Below are 13,432 nucleotides of genomic sequence, written 5' to 3'. Positions count from 1 at the left end.
CGGTGCTGAGGAGTCGGGGGGAATCGTGGCAGCGCGACCCGCGCCCTGGCGCGTCGGTGATCGCGGCGGGCGGCCTGCTGCTCGCCTTCGTCGCGCTCGGCGTGGCGCTGGTGTTCGCTCCGGCGTTCATCCGGTTCGACGCCGCGGTCTCGGAGGCGATCAGGTCGGTCACATGGCCGTGGGTCGAGTCTGTGGCGCGGGCGGCCACCTGGCTCGGCGACTTCTGGCCGATGGCGGCGCTGACAGCGGGCGCAGGCGCCGCACTATGGGTGATGGGGCGACGGACGTCCTCCGCGACGCTGGTGCTCACCGTGGCGCTGGGTTCGCTGTTGGGGAGCATCCTGAAGCTGCTGTTCGGGCGTCTTCGCCCGGCGCTGGAGGTGGCCCGCATCGCCCTCCCCGAGTCATACAGCTTCCCGTCGGGACACGCGCTCTCGAGCCTGCTGTTCTTCGGTTCGGTAGCTTTCTTGATCGTGCTTCATGTCCGGAGCCTGCGGGTGTCGGCCCTCGGCGTCGGCCTCTGCGGTCTTGCGGTCTTCGCCATCGGCATGGGACGCGTCTATCTCGGTGTCCACTTCTTGGGCGACATCATCGGATCGTGGTTGCTCGGCGCTGGGCTGCTCGCCCTGATGGTGATGATCTCAGCGCGATGGGGCGCCGGGAGCGAGGAGCGGGTCAGCTGACCCGCTTCAGCCGCACCGTGACGGACGTGCCCGAGCCGATGTGTGAATCGATCGACACCGAGCCACCGGCGCGCTCCACGGCGTTCTTCACGAGCGATAAGCCGAGGCCGGTGCCTCCGCTGGCGCGCGATCGGGCCCGGTCGACACGGTAGAACCGCTCGAAGACCCTCTCGCGGTCGTGTTCGGGGATCCCCATGCCGGTGTCGCTGACGGTGATGATGACGTCGGCACCGTCAGTGGACACGCTCACGCGCACCGATCCTGTCTCCGTGTACGTGATGGCGTTGGAGAGCAGGTTGTCGAGCACGATCGCCAGGTCTGTGTGGTCCATGGCCACCGCCACGTCTTCGCCCCGTATGGTGCTCAGGTCCGCCGTCAACTCAAGGCCGCGCCCGGAGGCTGAACGGTGGTGGGCGGAGATCGCCAGGTCGATGGAGCGCCGTACGTCGGCCACCGCCTCGGGGCCCGGCCGTTTCTCCATGCGGGAGAGATCGAGGAGGTCCGACACGAGCTTCTTCAGCCGGGCGGCCTCGCCCTGTATGGCCGTGACGAACCCGAGGGCGTTGGCGACGTCCCCGTCCTCGGCAGCGGAGGCCGCCGACTCGGCCAGCAGCAGGATGCCCGCCGTAGGGGTCTTGAGCTCGTGCGAGGCGTTGGCCACGAAGTCGCTTCGGATGGCGTCGAGCCTCATCCGGTCGGTGGTGTCGGTGATGACCACGAGCGAGCGCCGCCCGGTGGAGCTCCCGCCGAGAGGCACCGTTCTCACCCGGTGGTAGCGCTGGTACGGATCGGGTCCGAGATCGACCGTCGCAGGCTCGGCCTCATCGATATGCGAAGCGATCGCGCTCTCGAGTGAAGCCGGAAGGCCGATCGCATCGAGCGGTTTGCCCGTGATCTGCACGGGAGAGCCGCGCAGCAAGGTCCCGGCTACCCGGTTCGCCAGAGTCACGCTTCCGCCCTCGACCAGGAGCACGGCATCTGACAGGCCGTCCACAACGAGCCGGAGCGATTCACGCTCGCGTTCGATCTCCCCGATCCGGTCGCGCATCTGATCGCCAAGGGTCGCGAGCGCGTTGGAGAGGGGGGCGAGCGCCGGGGTCGTGCCGTGGACCGGCGTCGAGAGGTCCCCGGAGGCCATCGCGTGGGCGGTGTCCGCGAGCCGTTCGATCGGGCCTGCGGTCGTCCGCGAGATACGCCACGCGAGCGCCACCGCCGCAACGAGGGCGAGCGCGAGCAGCCACAGGCCCGTGTCGCGAATCCCCGCCGTGAGCGCTCGGATCCGCGTCAGGGACGTGGACGTGCGTACGACCAGGGCGCCGTCCGCGGATGGGACCGCCACATACAGACGCTCCAGACCCTGCGTGTCCGAGCGGCGGATGTCCTCCCCGCGGCGCCCGGCGAGGGCTTCGACGACCTCGGGCCGGTCCCCATGGTCTGCCATGGCCGCGGGATCCTCGTCGCTGTCGGCCAGCACCGTGCCGTCCGTGGTGATGAGCGTGACACGGAGGCCTGTGTCGGCGCCGAGGTCGACGACGGTCGCCTGGAGCGGAGCGTCGGTGGCCTCGAGCATGAGGGCCACCGAGGCCGCGACATCCGCAAGGTGCTCCGTCTGCTGCTCTATGACCGCGTCCGACAACGGCTGGTACAGGCTGAACACCCATGCGGCGGCAAGGAGGAGGGTCACGCCGACGATCCCGGCGAGAAGCCGTACACGGTACGCGGTCATGCCGCCGATGCGTGACGGCGTCACTGCGACCCACCTGCTGCCGCGTGTCCATCCATGGCCGGCTCCGGTTCGAACCGGTAACCGACCCCGTGGACCGTTTGTATGTAGTGGAAGGCGGACCGCTCGTCGAGCGCCTGCCGGAGGCGGCGGATGTGCACGTCGATCGTCCGCGATGAAGGCAGGAATTCGTACCCCCAGACCTCCCGCGCAAGACGTTGGCGCGACATGAGCTGGCCGTTGTTGCGTGCGAGCGCGAGCAGGAGCTGGAACTCCTTGAGGCGCAGCTTCACCGGCTCACCGGCCACCGTCGTACGCAGTTGCGCCGGCTCCAGCACCAGGTCGCCGACCCGGATGACGTCCTCCACCTCGAGCACGCTGCGCTCACGCACACGACGCAGGTTCGCGCGGACGCGGGCGAGGAGTTCCTCCATCGAGAACGGCTTGGTGAGATAGTCGTCCGCACCGGCATCGAGGCCGCGGATGGTGTTCCGTTCGCCATCGAGGGCCGTGACCATGATGATCGCCACCTCGGAGTTGTGTTTGCGGACCTCCTCGGCGAACCGGAACCCATCGATGCCGGGAAGCATGAGGTCGAGCACGATGAGGTCGGGCGAGCCGCTCCGGGCGAGACGGAGCCCCTCGACGCCATCGTCGGCCGAGGACGTGTCGAACCCCGCGCGCTTGAGCGCGTAGGTCACGGTCTGCCTGATGATCGGGTCGTCCTCTACGACGAGTACGTGCGACATGGCCATGCTCCCTGATGGTCGGCGTCTGCTGCCATTGTAGAGAGCGCGCACGGCATTGAACATCCATGTAACAAAGAGTTCACCTTCGGCCACCACCTTTTACATCGCTGCAACCACGCCATACGCCATGGCCCATAGCCTTGATGTCGTCCGGCGAGATGCCGGCGTCCGATCGTTCGAGACGAAGGAGTGGAGAGTGGATCTCAGGAAGTTCGTAGCGCCCGCCCTTGCAGCGTTGCTGCTTGCAGGCACCATGGCGTTGGCCGGTTGCAGTGCCGAGGAGCCCGCGTCCGAGGCGGAGCCCACCGCGGAAGGGGCCGCAGAGGAGCTCGAGGGTTCCATCACCGTGCAGGGCTCTGACACCCTGCTGAACGTCGCGACCGCCTGGAGCGAGTCGTTCATGGACGAGAACCCGGGCGTGGACATCTCGGTCCAGGGTGGTGGCTCGGGCACCGGTATCGCGGCGCTGATCAACGGCACCGTGGACTTCGCCAACGCGTCGCGCGGGATCAAGGACGAAGAGATCGCCGAGGCCGAAGGCAAGGGTATGGACATCGTCGAGCATTCCGTTGCGATCGACGGTATCGCGGTCGTGGTGAACCCCGCCAACGGCGTGTCGGATCTCTCGCTGGACGAGCTCGGCCAGATCTTCCGCGGCGAGATCACCAACTGGAAGGACGTTGGCGGCATCGACGCCGAGATCGTGCTCCTCTCGCGTGACAGCTCCTCCGGCACGTACGAGTTCTTCAAGGAGGCCGTCGTCGGCGAGGACTTCGAGTACGCGGCTTCCGCCAAGCTGCTGCCCTCCAACCAGGCGATCGCCGATGAGGTGACCGCCAACGAGGCCGGAATCGGTTACATCGGTCTCGGTTATCTCACGTCCGACGTGAAGATCGTCGCTGTCGACGGTGTTGAGGCATCGGTGGAGACGGCCGCCGACGGCACCTACCCGATCAGCCGTTACCTCTACATGTACAGTGATGGCGAGCCCCAAGGCGTCATGGCCGCCTACCTCGACTGGATCCTCGGCGCCGAGGGTCAGCAGCTGGTCGAGGACGAGGGTTTCGTACCGCTTCCGTAAGACCGTATGAGAACCCCTCCCTCAGACGGTGCGCGGCGTCTCGGCCGCACGACCACGCGTCGTGCGGCCGAGGCTGTCGCCCGCGCCATAATCCATGTGTGTGGCTGGCTCGCGATCGTCATACTCGCCGCGATCGCGATCTTCCTTGCGTGGAACTCGGTCCGCGCGTTCGGGGAGGCCGGGCTCGGGACGATGCTGTCCGAAACCGCCTGGTATCCCACCTCCGATCCGGGCAAGTTCGGCATGCTGCCGCTGATCCTCGGATCGCTGTTCGTGACGGGCGTCGCGCTGGCGGTCTCGGTCCCTGTGGGGGTGGCAGCCGCAGTGTTCATCTCCGAGTTCTCAGGCCCTGGCGTGAAGGACGTCATGAAGTCGATCATCGAGTTCATGGCCGCCGTGCCGTCGGTGGTCTACGGGCTTATCGGCGTGGCTGTGGTGATACCGTTGGTGAAGGACGTCTTCGCTCTCAACAGCGGCATGACGGCCCTCACCGGCGGCATCGTGCTCGGCGTGATGTCGCTGCCGACCGTGATCTCCATCTCCGAGGACGCGTTGCACGCGGTGCCGTTCGACCTGCGTCAGGGCTCGGCGGCGCTCGGCAACACCCGGTGGCAAACGACCTTCAAGGTGACCGTTCCGGCTGCGGGATCGGGAATCTTCGCGGCCGTGATGCTCGGGCTGGGTCGTGCGATCGGCGAGACGATGGCCGTGCTGATGCTCACGGGTAACGCTGCTGTCATGCCGACGACAGTGCTGGAGTCGGTCCGTACGATGACCGGGACGATCGCCGCCGAGATGGGTGAGGTCGTCCAGGGCGGCCTTCACTACTCGGTGTTGTTCGCCGTAGGACTCGTGTTGTTCGCGATCACCTTCACCATCAACCTCGCCGCCGATCTCGTTCTCGAGCGGCAGCGGAAGCGGTGGCGCCGATGAGCGGCATGTCTCGCACGCGCAGGGCACGCCGATCGGAGTTGGTGGCCAGGGCCGTCACGGGTCTGGCCGCCGTGTCGGTGGTGGCGGTCGCGCTGTTCGTCCTCGCATACATCGTGTATCACGGCATCGGCGCGATCGACTGGACGTTCCTGACCGACGTGCCGCGCGACCGCGGCCGGGAGGGCGGGATCCTGCCGGTGATCGTCGGGACCCTGTGGGTGGTCGCGACCACCGCCGGTCTCACCCTCCCGATCGGTATCCTCGCCGGGATCTACCTGTCCGAGTACGCGCCGCGCAACTTCACCACCAGGGCGATACGTCTAGCGATCACGAACATGGCCGGCGTCCCGTCCATCGTCTACGGGCTGTTCGGCCTCGCCGCCTTCGTGCTTCTCGCGGGGTTCGGCCGTTCGGTCATCGCCTCCGCGCTCACCTTGACGTGCATGACGTTGCCGGTCGTGATCACAGCGACCGAGGAAGCGCTGAGACAGATCCCGCAGGACCTTCGGCAGGCCTCGCTCGCGCTCGGCGCCACGCGGCTGCGCACGATCTACAAGGTCGTGTTGCCGGCGGCGGCGCCGGGTATCATCACCGGTTCCATCCTCGGCCTGGCAAGAGCGGCCGGTGAGACCGCGCCGATCCTGTTCACCGGTGCGGTGTTCCAGATGAGGAAGCTGCCGGATGGGCTGTCATCGCAGTTCATGTCGTTGCCCTATCACATATATGCGCAGGTCACGTCGGTGCCGGGGTGGAGTCCCACGCTCGTGTGGGGTACCGCGCTCGTGCTGGTGGCCGGCGTGAGCGTTGTGAGCGTCGTCGCGGCGCTGTGGCGCTCGGCTCAGAGAAGGAGGGTCAAGTGGTGAACGCACTGCTGCTCGAACGGGACGGGACGCTGGCGTACACCGCCGGATCCGTCGTAGCGGACGATGCGGTGGACGTTGCGACACGCGAGGATGCGTCGGCGGCCGTCCGTGGGACGTTCTCGCTCTCGGGCGTCTCGGTGGCGTACGGTCGTGACCGCGTCATCGAGGGGGTCGGCATGGAGATCCCCGCGCGCTCGGTGACCGCGCTCATAGGTCCGTCGGGGTGCGGCAAGTCGACGCTTCTGCGCTGTCTCAACCGCATGAACGACGAGATCGGCAACGTTCACGTGGACGGTCGCATCACCCTCGACGGCGCGGACATCATGGGCAAGGCTATGGACCCGGTCGAGCTACGCATGCGCGTAGGCCAGGTCTTCCAGAGACCCAACCCGTTCCCGATGAGCATCTACGACAACATCGCATATGGTCCCCGCACCCAGGGCATCCGCAGGAAGTCCGAGCTCGATCCGCTCGTGGAAGAGTCGCTCAGGGGCGCTGCGCTGTGGGACGAGGTGAAGAAGAGTCTCAAGAAGCACGCCTTCGAGCTCTCGGGGGGCCAGCAGCAGCGGCTGTGCATCGCACGCGCGCTGGCGACCAAGCCGGAGGTGATCCTCATGGACGAGCCCGCTTCCGCGCTCGACCCTATCTCCACGCAGCAGATCGAAGACACCATCGCCGAGCTGAAGGACTCGGTGACGATCGTCATCGTCACCCACAACATGCAGCAGGCGGCCCGCATATCCAACCAGACGGCGTTCATGCTGCGCGAGAGTCTGGAGGAGCCCGCACACCTCGTGGAGATGGGCGACACGAAGAAGATGTTCACCAATCCGGATGACTCGCGAACGGAGTCGTACATCACAGGGCGGTTCGGGTAGCGCGAGTATCGCCGGGAAAAAAGGAACGAGGCGCGTGGGGGGACGCGCCTCGTTTCATGTGAGCGGCGATTCCCCGCGTCCGAGGGGGGAGGGATTGCGGGTCGCACTGCTCGCGAGTATGCAAGCAATGTGCGTGCCAATATCGTGAGAAGGCCCGCCGAACGGACCCTGAGTGGTCGTCGGCGGGCCTTGGTATGCGCGAACACCGGTGTGGAGCGCGCGGGCTACATGCCGTCTACTGGCAGGTGTAGCCTCCATCCACGGCCACGTTGGAGCCGGTGACGAACGAAGCTTCGTCGGATGCGAGCCAGACGATGAGGTTCGCGACCTCATCCGCGGTGCCCAGCCGGTTCATCGCATGCTTGCCGGCGATGAACGCATATCCGTCCGAGCCCGGGGTGATCCCGGCCTTGGTAAGGAGCGGCGTCTCGATGAACCCGGGGTGGACCGAGTTGACCCGCAGTCCCTGCTGCGCATACTCGGTAGCCGCCGCCTTGGTGAGGCCCGAGACGCCGTGCTTGGCTGCGACGTATGCGGGAGCCGTTGCCCAGCCCACGAGTCCGAGGATGCTCGAGACGTTGACGATCGAGCCGCCACCGGAGGCGAGGATCGCCGGGATGCCGTACCGCATGCCGTAGAAGACGCCGTTCAGGTTGATGTCGATGACCTTGTGCCATCCCTCGAGCGAGTACTCGCCCGTGGGTCCGGCTTCGCCGCCGATACCGGCGTTGTTGACCACGATATGGAGTCCGCCATACGCCTCGACGGCTGCGGCGATCGCCGCCTCCACCTCGGCTGCCTCGGCGACGTTGGCGCGTACGAACATCGCGGTGCCGCCCGCCGTCTCGATCGCCGAGACGGTGTCGGCCCCTGCGGCCTCATCGACGTCCGAGACGACGACCTTTGCGCCCTGGCGCGCGAAACCGAGCGCGGCCTCACGGCCGATACCAGAACCTGCGCCGGTGATGAACGCGACCTTGCCTTCGAATCCAGCCATTAGCGACCCCTTTCACCCTGTGAAGAACGGACGGGCGCTATTGTAACAGAAGTTACAAGTAGTACGTCAAGGGCGGCGCGCAGTGGCCGGTGACGGTCTGCGCTCACGACGAAGGACGCCGCCTCCGGGTCCGGAAGCGGCGTCCTGATCTCGCTTGCGCATGGAGCGCCGTGATCGCGTTGAAGCGGGGGGTGAGCTACACGAGCCCCTGCGCCAGCATCGCGCGCGCGACCTTCATGAAGCCGGCGATGTTCGCGCCGTTGACGTAGTTGCCGGGGGTGCCGTACTCGTCGGCGGCGTCCACGCATGACTGATGGATCGACTGCATGATGCCGCGCAGCCGGGTGTCGACCTCTTCGCGGCTCCATGAGAGGCGCATGCTGTTCTGAGACATCTCGAGGCCCGACGTGGCCACGCCGCCCGCGTTGCTCGCCTTGCCGGGCGCGTACATGATCCCCGTCTCCACGAACGCGTGCACGGCCTCTGGGCTCGACGGCATGTTCGCGCCCTCGGCAACGAGGCTGACACCGTTGGCGAGCATGTTCTTCGCGTCCACTGCGTTGATCTCGTTCTGCGTGGCCGAAGGGAACGCGCAGTCCGCCGGCACTGCCCACAGCGGATTGTGATCGAGCGACGGGTCGGTGGGTGTGTAAGTGGCCGAGGGGTACTTGTCGGCGTACTCGGAGATGCGGCCCCGCTTGACGTTCTTGAGCTCCATCAGGTAGGCGAGCTTGGCGCGGTCGATGCCGGCCGGATCGTGGATGAATCCGCTCGAGTCGGAGGCGGTGACCACGGCGCCACCCAGATCGAGGATCTTCTCGATCGTGTACTGCGCCACGTTGCCGCTCCCGGAGACGAGGCAGGTCTTGCCCTCGAAGGAATCGCCGCGTGCCGCCAGCATCTCGGCGGCGAAGTAGACGCAGCCGTAGCCGGTGGCCTCGGGACGGATGAGCGAACCGCCCCAGTCGAGGCCCTTGCCGGTGAGCACGCCGGTGAACTCGTTACGGAGGCGCTTGTACTGGCCGAACATGAAGCCGATCTCGCGTCCGCCCACGCCGATGTCGCCTGCGGGGACATCGGTGTCAGGGCCGATGTGGCGCTGGAGCTCGGTCATGAAGCTCTGGCAGAAGCGCATCACCTCGGCGTCGCTCTTACCCTTGGGGTCGAAGTCGCTGCCGCCCTTGCCGCCGCCCATGGGCAGCGTGGTGAGCGAGTTCTTGAAGACCTGCTCGAAGGCGAGGAACTTGAGGATGCCCAGGTTGACCGAGGGATGGAAGCGCAGGCCGCCCTTGTAGGGGCCGATGGCGCTGTTCATCTCCACGCGGAACCCCCGGTTCACATGGACCTCGCCGTCATCGCCCTGCCACGGCACGCGGAACATGATCACGCGCTCGGGCTCGACCATGCGCTCGAGGATCTTGGCGTCGCGGAACTCGGGATGACGGTCGAGCACCACGCTGCACGACTCGACGACCTCGGCAACCGCCTGCAGGAACTCCGGTTCCCCCGAGTTCTTCGCGCGTACCGCGTCCATGAACTCGGTAGCATACCCTGACATCGAAAAGCCCCCTTCTTCACCGATGGTGCGTTTGGATTTCGGCAAGTGTAGCGTATTGTGTTCACGTTGCGAGAACGCTTCAACGATATTTCGTCACGCCGGCAAGGAGGGGTCATGCCGCAGGAACTACGGCACGATGTCATTCAGAAGATCAAGGACCAGAAGATCGAATTCATCCACCTCTGGTTCACCGACGTCCTGGGCTTCCTCAAGAGCTTCACGATGGACGTGGAGGAGCTCGAGAACGCGATGAGCGAGGGGATGGGCTTCGACGGCAGCTCGATCCAGGGCTTCGCGCGCATCCAGGAGTCGGACATGATCGCGTACCCCGATCCCACCACGCTGAAGATCCTGCCGTGGCGGCAGAGCGGTCAGGCGGTGGCCACGATGTTCTGCGACATCGTGCGGCCCGACGGCACGCCCTACGAGGCCGACCCGCGCTATGTGCTGAAGCGGCAACTCGAGCGCGCGGCGAAGATGGGCTACACGTTCTACGTTGGTCCTGAGCTCGAGTACTACTACTTCAAGGACGCCGAAGGTACCGAGGTCCTCGACCGGGGAACGTACTTCGACCAGACCACGCGCGACCTTGCGGTCGATCTGCGCAAGGACACGGTGCGGATGCTGAAGCGGTTCGACATACAGGTGGAGTACAGCCACCACGAGGTGGGCCCGAGCCAGCACGAGATCGACCTTCGGTATGCCGAGGCGCTCGTGATGGCCGACAACGTCATGACGTACCGCGTGGTCGTCAAGGAAGTGGCGCAGCAGAACGGCGTCTACGCCTCGTTCATGCCCAAGCCGATCTACGGCGAGGCGGGAAGCGGCATGCACGTGCACCAGTCGCTGTTCAAGGACGGCAGGAACGCGTTCTATGACGGCAGCGATCCCTACCACCTCTCGGCCACGGCCAAGAGCTACATCGCCGGGATCCTCGCGCACGCACGCGAGACCTGCCTGATCACCAACCAGTGGGTGAACAGCTACAAGCGCCTCGTGTCGGGATACGAGGCTCCGGTGTATATCTGCTGGGCGCACCGGAACCGCTCGGCGCTCGTTCGCGTACCGATGTACAAGCCGGGCAAGGAGAACGCCACGCGGGTGGAGCTCCGCTCGCCCGACCCCGCATGCAACCCGTACCTCGCATTCGCGGTGATGCTGGCGGCAGGCCTGGACGGCATCGAGAAGGGTCTCGAGCTGCCGGCCGACGTGACCGATGACGTCTACGAGATGACCTCGGCGGAGCGTGACGCCTGCGGTATCGGGATGCTCCCGGGCGATCTGGACGAGGCGATCGTGGAGATGGAGAAGAGCGATCTGGTACGCGAGGCCCTCGGCGACCAGGTCTTCGAGTACATCCTGCGCAACAAGAAGGCTGAGTGGATGGACTACCACACCCGCGTGACCCCGTACGAGCTTGAGGCATACCTGCCGCTGCTGTAGAGCCGCGATCGGCACATGAACATGACGACCGAAGGGCGCCCACACGGGCGCCCTTCGGCCTGAAGAAGATGCGAGATGCGCTAGGAGGCTGTGCGCGCCGCCGCCTGCAGCGGCTCCTCGCGATATCCGGAGGGGTCGTTGCAGCGCACGTGCCTGAAGGCTGCCTCCGCGGAATCCATGGTGCACACGATACCCTCCTGCATGATGGCGAAAGCGTCTCCGATCTCGGCGGCCTCGACAGGGTCGTGGGTGACGTACATCGCCGGGATACCCATGAAGTGGATGACATCACGGAACTCCGGTAGCAGGTTCTCCTTGGTTGTCACATCGATGTCGCTCAACGGCTCATCGAGCAACATGAGAGCCGGTTGCGGGGCGAGGGCCCGTGCCAGTGAGACGCGACTCTTGTAGCCGCCGCTGAGTTCGTGCGGGTGACGGTGGAGCAGGTCCTCAAGACCCAGCATCCGTGTCAGGCGCGCGAGATCCTCGGCCTTGTCCCGTTCGTCACGGACGCCGTACAGGATGTTCTGCTCGACCGTGAGATGGGGGAAGAGCGCCGCCTTCTGCGGGACGTATCCGATCCGCCGCCGCTCGGGCGGGACGCTGGTGATGTCGTCCCCGTTGAGTGTGATGCGCCCGGAATCGGGCTGCACGATCCCCGCAACGATCTTCAGCAGCGTGGACTTGCCACACCCGTTCACGCCGAGGAGCACCTTGATCTCCTTATCGATCGTGATCTCGGTATCGCGCAGGACCTCGTTCCGGCCATATGACTTACGCAACGACTCGACTGTGAGCATAGTGAGACCTCCCCCAGCTCAGAGCGGCCACGAGCATGACCGACAGAAGGATGCAGAACACGGCCGCCGTGACCGCCATCTCAAGCTCACCCTCTTCGACCTTGGTGAAGACGTAGGAGGCGAGGACCTGGGTGCGGCCCGGCAGATTCCCGCCGAACATGATGACTGCGGCGAACTCGCTGAGCGACCTTGAGAATGCAAGCACGAAGCCGGAGAACACCGCCTCCCCGATCGACGGCAGCACGATCTTGAAGTACGCCTGGGTCGGTGTGTCGCCGAGGGTCCGCGCCACGTCAACGACCTCACGCTCCGTCTGGTCCACGCCGCTCGCGATCGTTCTGGCGCAGAGTGAGTATGAGACGAAGAACATGCCGAGGACGACGGCGAAGAGCGTGAACGCCAGCCCGGTGTTCCCCAGGAAGCCGAAGTTGTTTCGTCCGAACGCCAGGAGCAGCGCGAGGCCGGCCACCGTGTGGGGAAGGGCGATAGGCAGGTCGTTGAGGAGGTTGGCCACCTTGTAGATCGGTGACTGCTGACTGTAGAGGTGGTAGTACCCGAAGCCGATCGCCACGATCAGCCCGAGCAGTGAGGCGAGGAACGCGGTCCATAGTGTGTTCCGCACCGCGATCCAGAAGACCTGATCGGTGAGCGTGGCGGTCATGCCCTCGACATCGAGGTTGAACACCAGAGCGAGGAGGGGGAAGACCACGAGCAGCAGGAAAAGCGGAACGAACACGAACGGAACTATGCTCTTGTTGATGCGCTGGGGCGCCATCACTCGTACGCTTCCCAGCCGTACGCGGTGAACACCTCAACCCGCTCGGAAGCGAAGTCCATGAACGCCCGCGCGAGATCCTCGTTCCCGCCATCGATCACCGCGGCCCCGAAGACGATCTCACCCGTGTCTTCGGGATCGAGGGTCTGCACGACCGGCAGTTCGTTCCCATTGGCGACGCTCGAGTACACCATGCCGGCGTCCACCTGGTCTTCCTTGACCATGATGGCCACCTGGTTGACGGTGGACGGACGCGCAACGAGGTTGTCCGACACGATCTCCCAGAGGCCGAGGCTCCGCAGCCCCTGCTCGGCGTACACGCCCGCCGGTGCGGCAGGATCGCCGATGACGAAGCTCACGTCGTCTCCGGCCAGGTCTTCGACCGACGCGACCTTGTCCTGCCCGCCGGGCGAGACGACGAGCACGATGGTGTCGCGAAGGAACTTGCGATCCTCGGCCACCTTGTCGATGTCGGCGCACTTCTCGATGTAGAGCCAATCAGCCGAGTAGTACAGGTCTGCGGGCTGTCCGGCGTCGATCTGTGCGTAGAGCTCGCCCGACGAGCCGTAGTTCACCAGTACCACAGCGCCTGTCTCTTCCTGGAACTCCGTGATCACGGTATCCATCGGCTTCTTCATGCCCGCGGCCACGAACAGACTGAGCTCCTGTCCGGCAAGGTCGTCAGCCGCGTCAGGCTCCGCCGGTGTTGCCGCCGCTCCGGTCGTCTCCGGTGCGGTTTCCTGGCCGGCGCACCCCACGCACGCAGTGAGGACGACGGCCAGCATGAGCGCGATGATCGCGCGGAAGGAAAGCGTTCTTACTGAGAGCATCCGGAACCCCCCAAGTATCTGGGCCGATCCACCCGGCCCGCTGACTGTCCCTCTCGCGCGGACGCGAAGACCCCCCCTTCTGGATTCGTAGGAAGTAGTGACTAGCGAGAGGACACGCT

General features: G+C 65.7%; 13 protein-coding genes. 6 read left to right on the top strand and 7 right to left on the bottom strand.

Translation table 11 applies throughout. The features are described from left to right. The first annotated feature begins 2 nt into the window (after nucleotides 1-2). Entirely contained in the window at nucleotides 3-683 is a 681-nt protein-coding gene (locus MSB02_RS08645; RefSeq protein ID WP_267194836.1) for a phosphatase PAP2 family protein, read from the top strand. Here MSB02_RS08645 and MSB02_RS08640 read toward each other — a convergent pair. Next, nucleotides 676-2,433 carry a HAMP domain-containing sensor histidine kinase gene (locus MSB02_RS08640; RefSeq protein WP_267194835.1) on the bottom strand — a complete coding sequence of 586 codons (1,758 nt, stop codon included), beginning with the start codon at nucleotides 2,431-2,433 and terminating at the stop codon, nucleotides 676-678. The two genes, MSB02_RS08645 and MSB02_RS08640, sit on opposite strands and share 8 nt — an antisense overlap. Beyond that, nucleotides 2,430-3,155 (bottom strand): response regulator transcription factor, encoded by a 726-nt coding sequence (locus MSB02_RS08635; RefSeq protein ID WP_267194834.1) that lies wholly within the window; start codon nucleotides 3,153-3,155, stop codon nucleotides 2,430-2,432. The genes MSB02_RS08640 and MSB02_RS08635 overlap by 4 nt, the downstream gene beginning before the upstream one ends. A gap of 196 nt (nucleotides 3,156-3,351) precedes the next feature. Here MSB02_RS08635 and MSB02_RS08630 point away from each other — a divergent pair, with 196 nt between their 5' ends. From MSB02_RS08630 to pstB, 4 genes are all read left to right on the top strand, one after another. After that, entirely contained in the window at nucleotides 3,352-4,236 is an 885-nt protein-coding gene (locus MSB02_RS08630; protein ID WP_267194833.1) for a phosphate ABC transporter substrate-binding protein, read from the top strand. A 6-nt stretch (nucleotides 4,237-4,242) separates the two neighbouring features. Beyond that, nucleotides 4,243-5,169 carry a phosphate ABC transporter permease subunit PstC gene (pstC, locus tag MSB02_RS08625; protein ID WP_267194832.1) on the top strand — a complete coding sequence of 309 codons (927 nt, stop codon included), beginning with the start codon at nucleotides 4,243-4,245 and terminating at the stop codon, nucleotides 5,167-5,169. Further along, nucleotides 5,166-6,032: a phosphate ABC transporter permease PstA gene (gene pstA, locus MSB02_RS08620; RefSeq protein WP_267194831.1), complete on the top strand. Its 867-nt coding sequence runs from the start codon at nucleotides 5,166-5,168 to the stop codon at nucleotides 6,030-6,032. Before pstC ends, pstA begins: the two co-directional genes overlap by 4 nt. Nucleotides 6,033-6,100: 68 nt before the next feature. Next, nucleotides 6,101-6,910, top strand: a complete 810-nt coding sequence (gene pstB, locus MSB02_RS08615) for a phosphate ABC transporter ATP-binding protein PstB (protein ID WP_267195008.1) — start codon at nucleotides 6,101-6,103, stop codon at nucleotides 6,908-6,910. Nucleotides 6,911-7,145: 235 nt separating this feature from the next. Here pstB and MSB02_RS08610 read toward each other — a convergent pair whose 3' ends face one another. Beyond that, on the bottom strand, nucleotides 7,146-7,907 hold the full coding sequence (locus MSB02_RS08610) for an SDR family NAD(P)-dependent oxidoreductase (RefSeq protein ID WP_267194830.1): 762 nt from the start codon (nucleotides 7,905-7,907) through the stop codon (nucleotides 7,146-7,148). A gap of 196 nt (nucleotides 7,908-8,103) precedes the next feature. Continuing rightward, complete coding sequence (gene gdhA, locus MSB02_RS08605) at nucleotides 8,104-9,465, bottom strand: NADP-specific glutamate dehydrogenase (protein ID WP_267194829.1); 1,362 nt, start codon at nucleotides 9,463-9,465, stop codon at nucleotides 8,104-8,106. Between the two features lie 114 nt (nucleotides 9,466-9,579). Between gdhA and MSB02_RS08600 the strand changes: the two genes are divergently transcribed. Further along, nucleotides 9,580-10,908 carry a glutamine synthetase family protein gene (locus tag MSB02_RS08600; RefSeq protein WP_267194828.1) on the top strand — a complete coding sequence of 443 codons (1,329 nt, stop codon included), beginning with the start codon at nucleotides 9,580-9,582 and terminating at the stop codon, nucleotides 10,906-10,908. 80 nt (nucleotides 10,909-10,988) lie between these two features. On the opposite strand, the gene MSB02_RS08595 is transcribed toward MSB02_RS08600, so the two are convergent. Genes MSB02_RS08595 through modA form a run of 3 tightly spaced genes read right to left on the bottom strand, consistent with a single transcriptional unit; the run spans nucleotide 10,989 to nucleotide 13,313 of the window. Further along, entirely contained in the window at nucleotides 10,989-11,708 is a 720-nt protein-coding gene (locus tag MSB02_RS08595; RefSeq protein WP_267194827.1) for an ABC transporter ATP-binding protein, read from the bottom strand. After that, nucleotides 11,683-12,483, bottom strand: a complete 801-nt coding sequence (locus MSB02_RS08590; RefSeq protein WP_267194826.1) for an ABC transporter permease — start codon at nucleotides 12,481-12,483, stop codon at nucleotides 11,683-11,685. Before MSB02_RS08590 ends, MSB02_RS08595 begins: the two co-directional genes overlap by 26 nt. Further along, entirely contained in the window at nucleotides 12,483-13,313 is an 831-nt protein-coding gene (gene modA, locus MSB02_RS08585) for a molybdate ABC transporter substrate-binding protein (RefSeq protein ID WP_267194825.1), read from the bottom strand. Before modA ends, MSB02_RS08590 begins: the two co-directional genes overlap by 1 nt. Between the last annotated feature and the right edge of the window lie 119 nt (nucleotides 13,314-13,432).

It is taken from the genome of Anaerosoma tenue (assembly GCF_023161965.1).
Taxonomy (GTDB): Bacteria; Actinomycetota; Coriobacteriia; order Anaerosomatales; family Anaerosomataceae; genus Anaerosoma; species Anaerosoma tenue.
This window is presented reverse-complemented; position numbering and strand designations above follow the sequence as displayed.

What these genes read in the sequence shown, in the direction of transcription:
- pstC (WP_267194832.1), top strand. Translation starts at nt 4,243, where the DNA reads ATGAGAACCCCTCCCTCAGACGGTGCGCGGCGTCTCGGCCGCACGACC.
- MSB02_RS08595 (WP_267194827.1), bottom strand. Translation starts at nt 11,708, where the DNA reads ATGCTCACAGTCGAGTCGTTGCGTAAGTCATATGGCCGGAACGAGGTC.
- modA (WP_267194825.1), bottom strand. Translation starts at nt 13,313, where the DNA reads ATGCTCTCAGTAAGAACGCTTTCCTTCCGCGCGATCATCGCGCTCATG.
- pstA (WP_267194831.1), top strand. Translation starts at nt 5,166, where the DNA reads ATGAGCGGCATGTCTCGCACGCGCAGGGCACGCCGATCGGAGTTGGTG.
- MSB02_RS08610 (WP_267194830.1), bottom strand. Translation starts at nt 7,907, where the DNA reads ATGGCTGGATTCGAAGGCAAGGTCGCGTTCATCACCGGCGCAGGTTCT.
- MSB02_RS08635 (WP_267194834.1), bottom strand. Translation starts at nt 3,155, where the DNA reads ATGTCGCACGTACTCGTCGTAGAGGACGACCCGATCATCAGGCAGACC.
- MSB02_RS08600 (WP_267194828.1), top strand. Translation starts at nt 9,580, where the DNA reads ATGCCGCAGGAACTACGGCACGATGTCATTCAGAAGATCAAGGACCAG.
- MSB02_RS08590 (WP_267194826.1), bottom strand. Translation starts at nt 12,483, where the DNA reads ATGGCGCCCCAGCGCATCAACAAGAGCATAGTTCCGTTCGTGTTCGTT.
- gdhA (WP_267194829.1), bottom strand. Translation starts at nt 9,465, where the DNA reads ATGTCAGGGTATGCTACCGAGTTCATGGACGCGGTACGCGCGAAGAAC.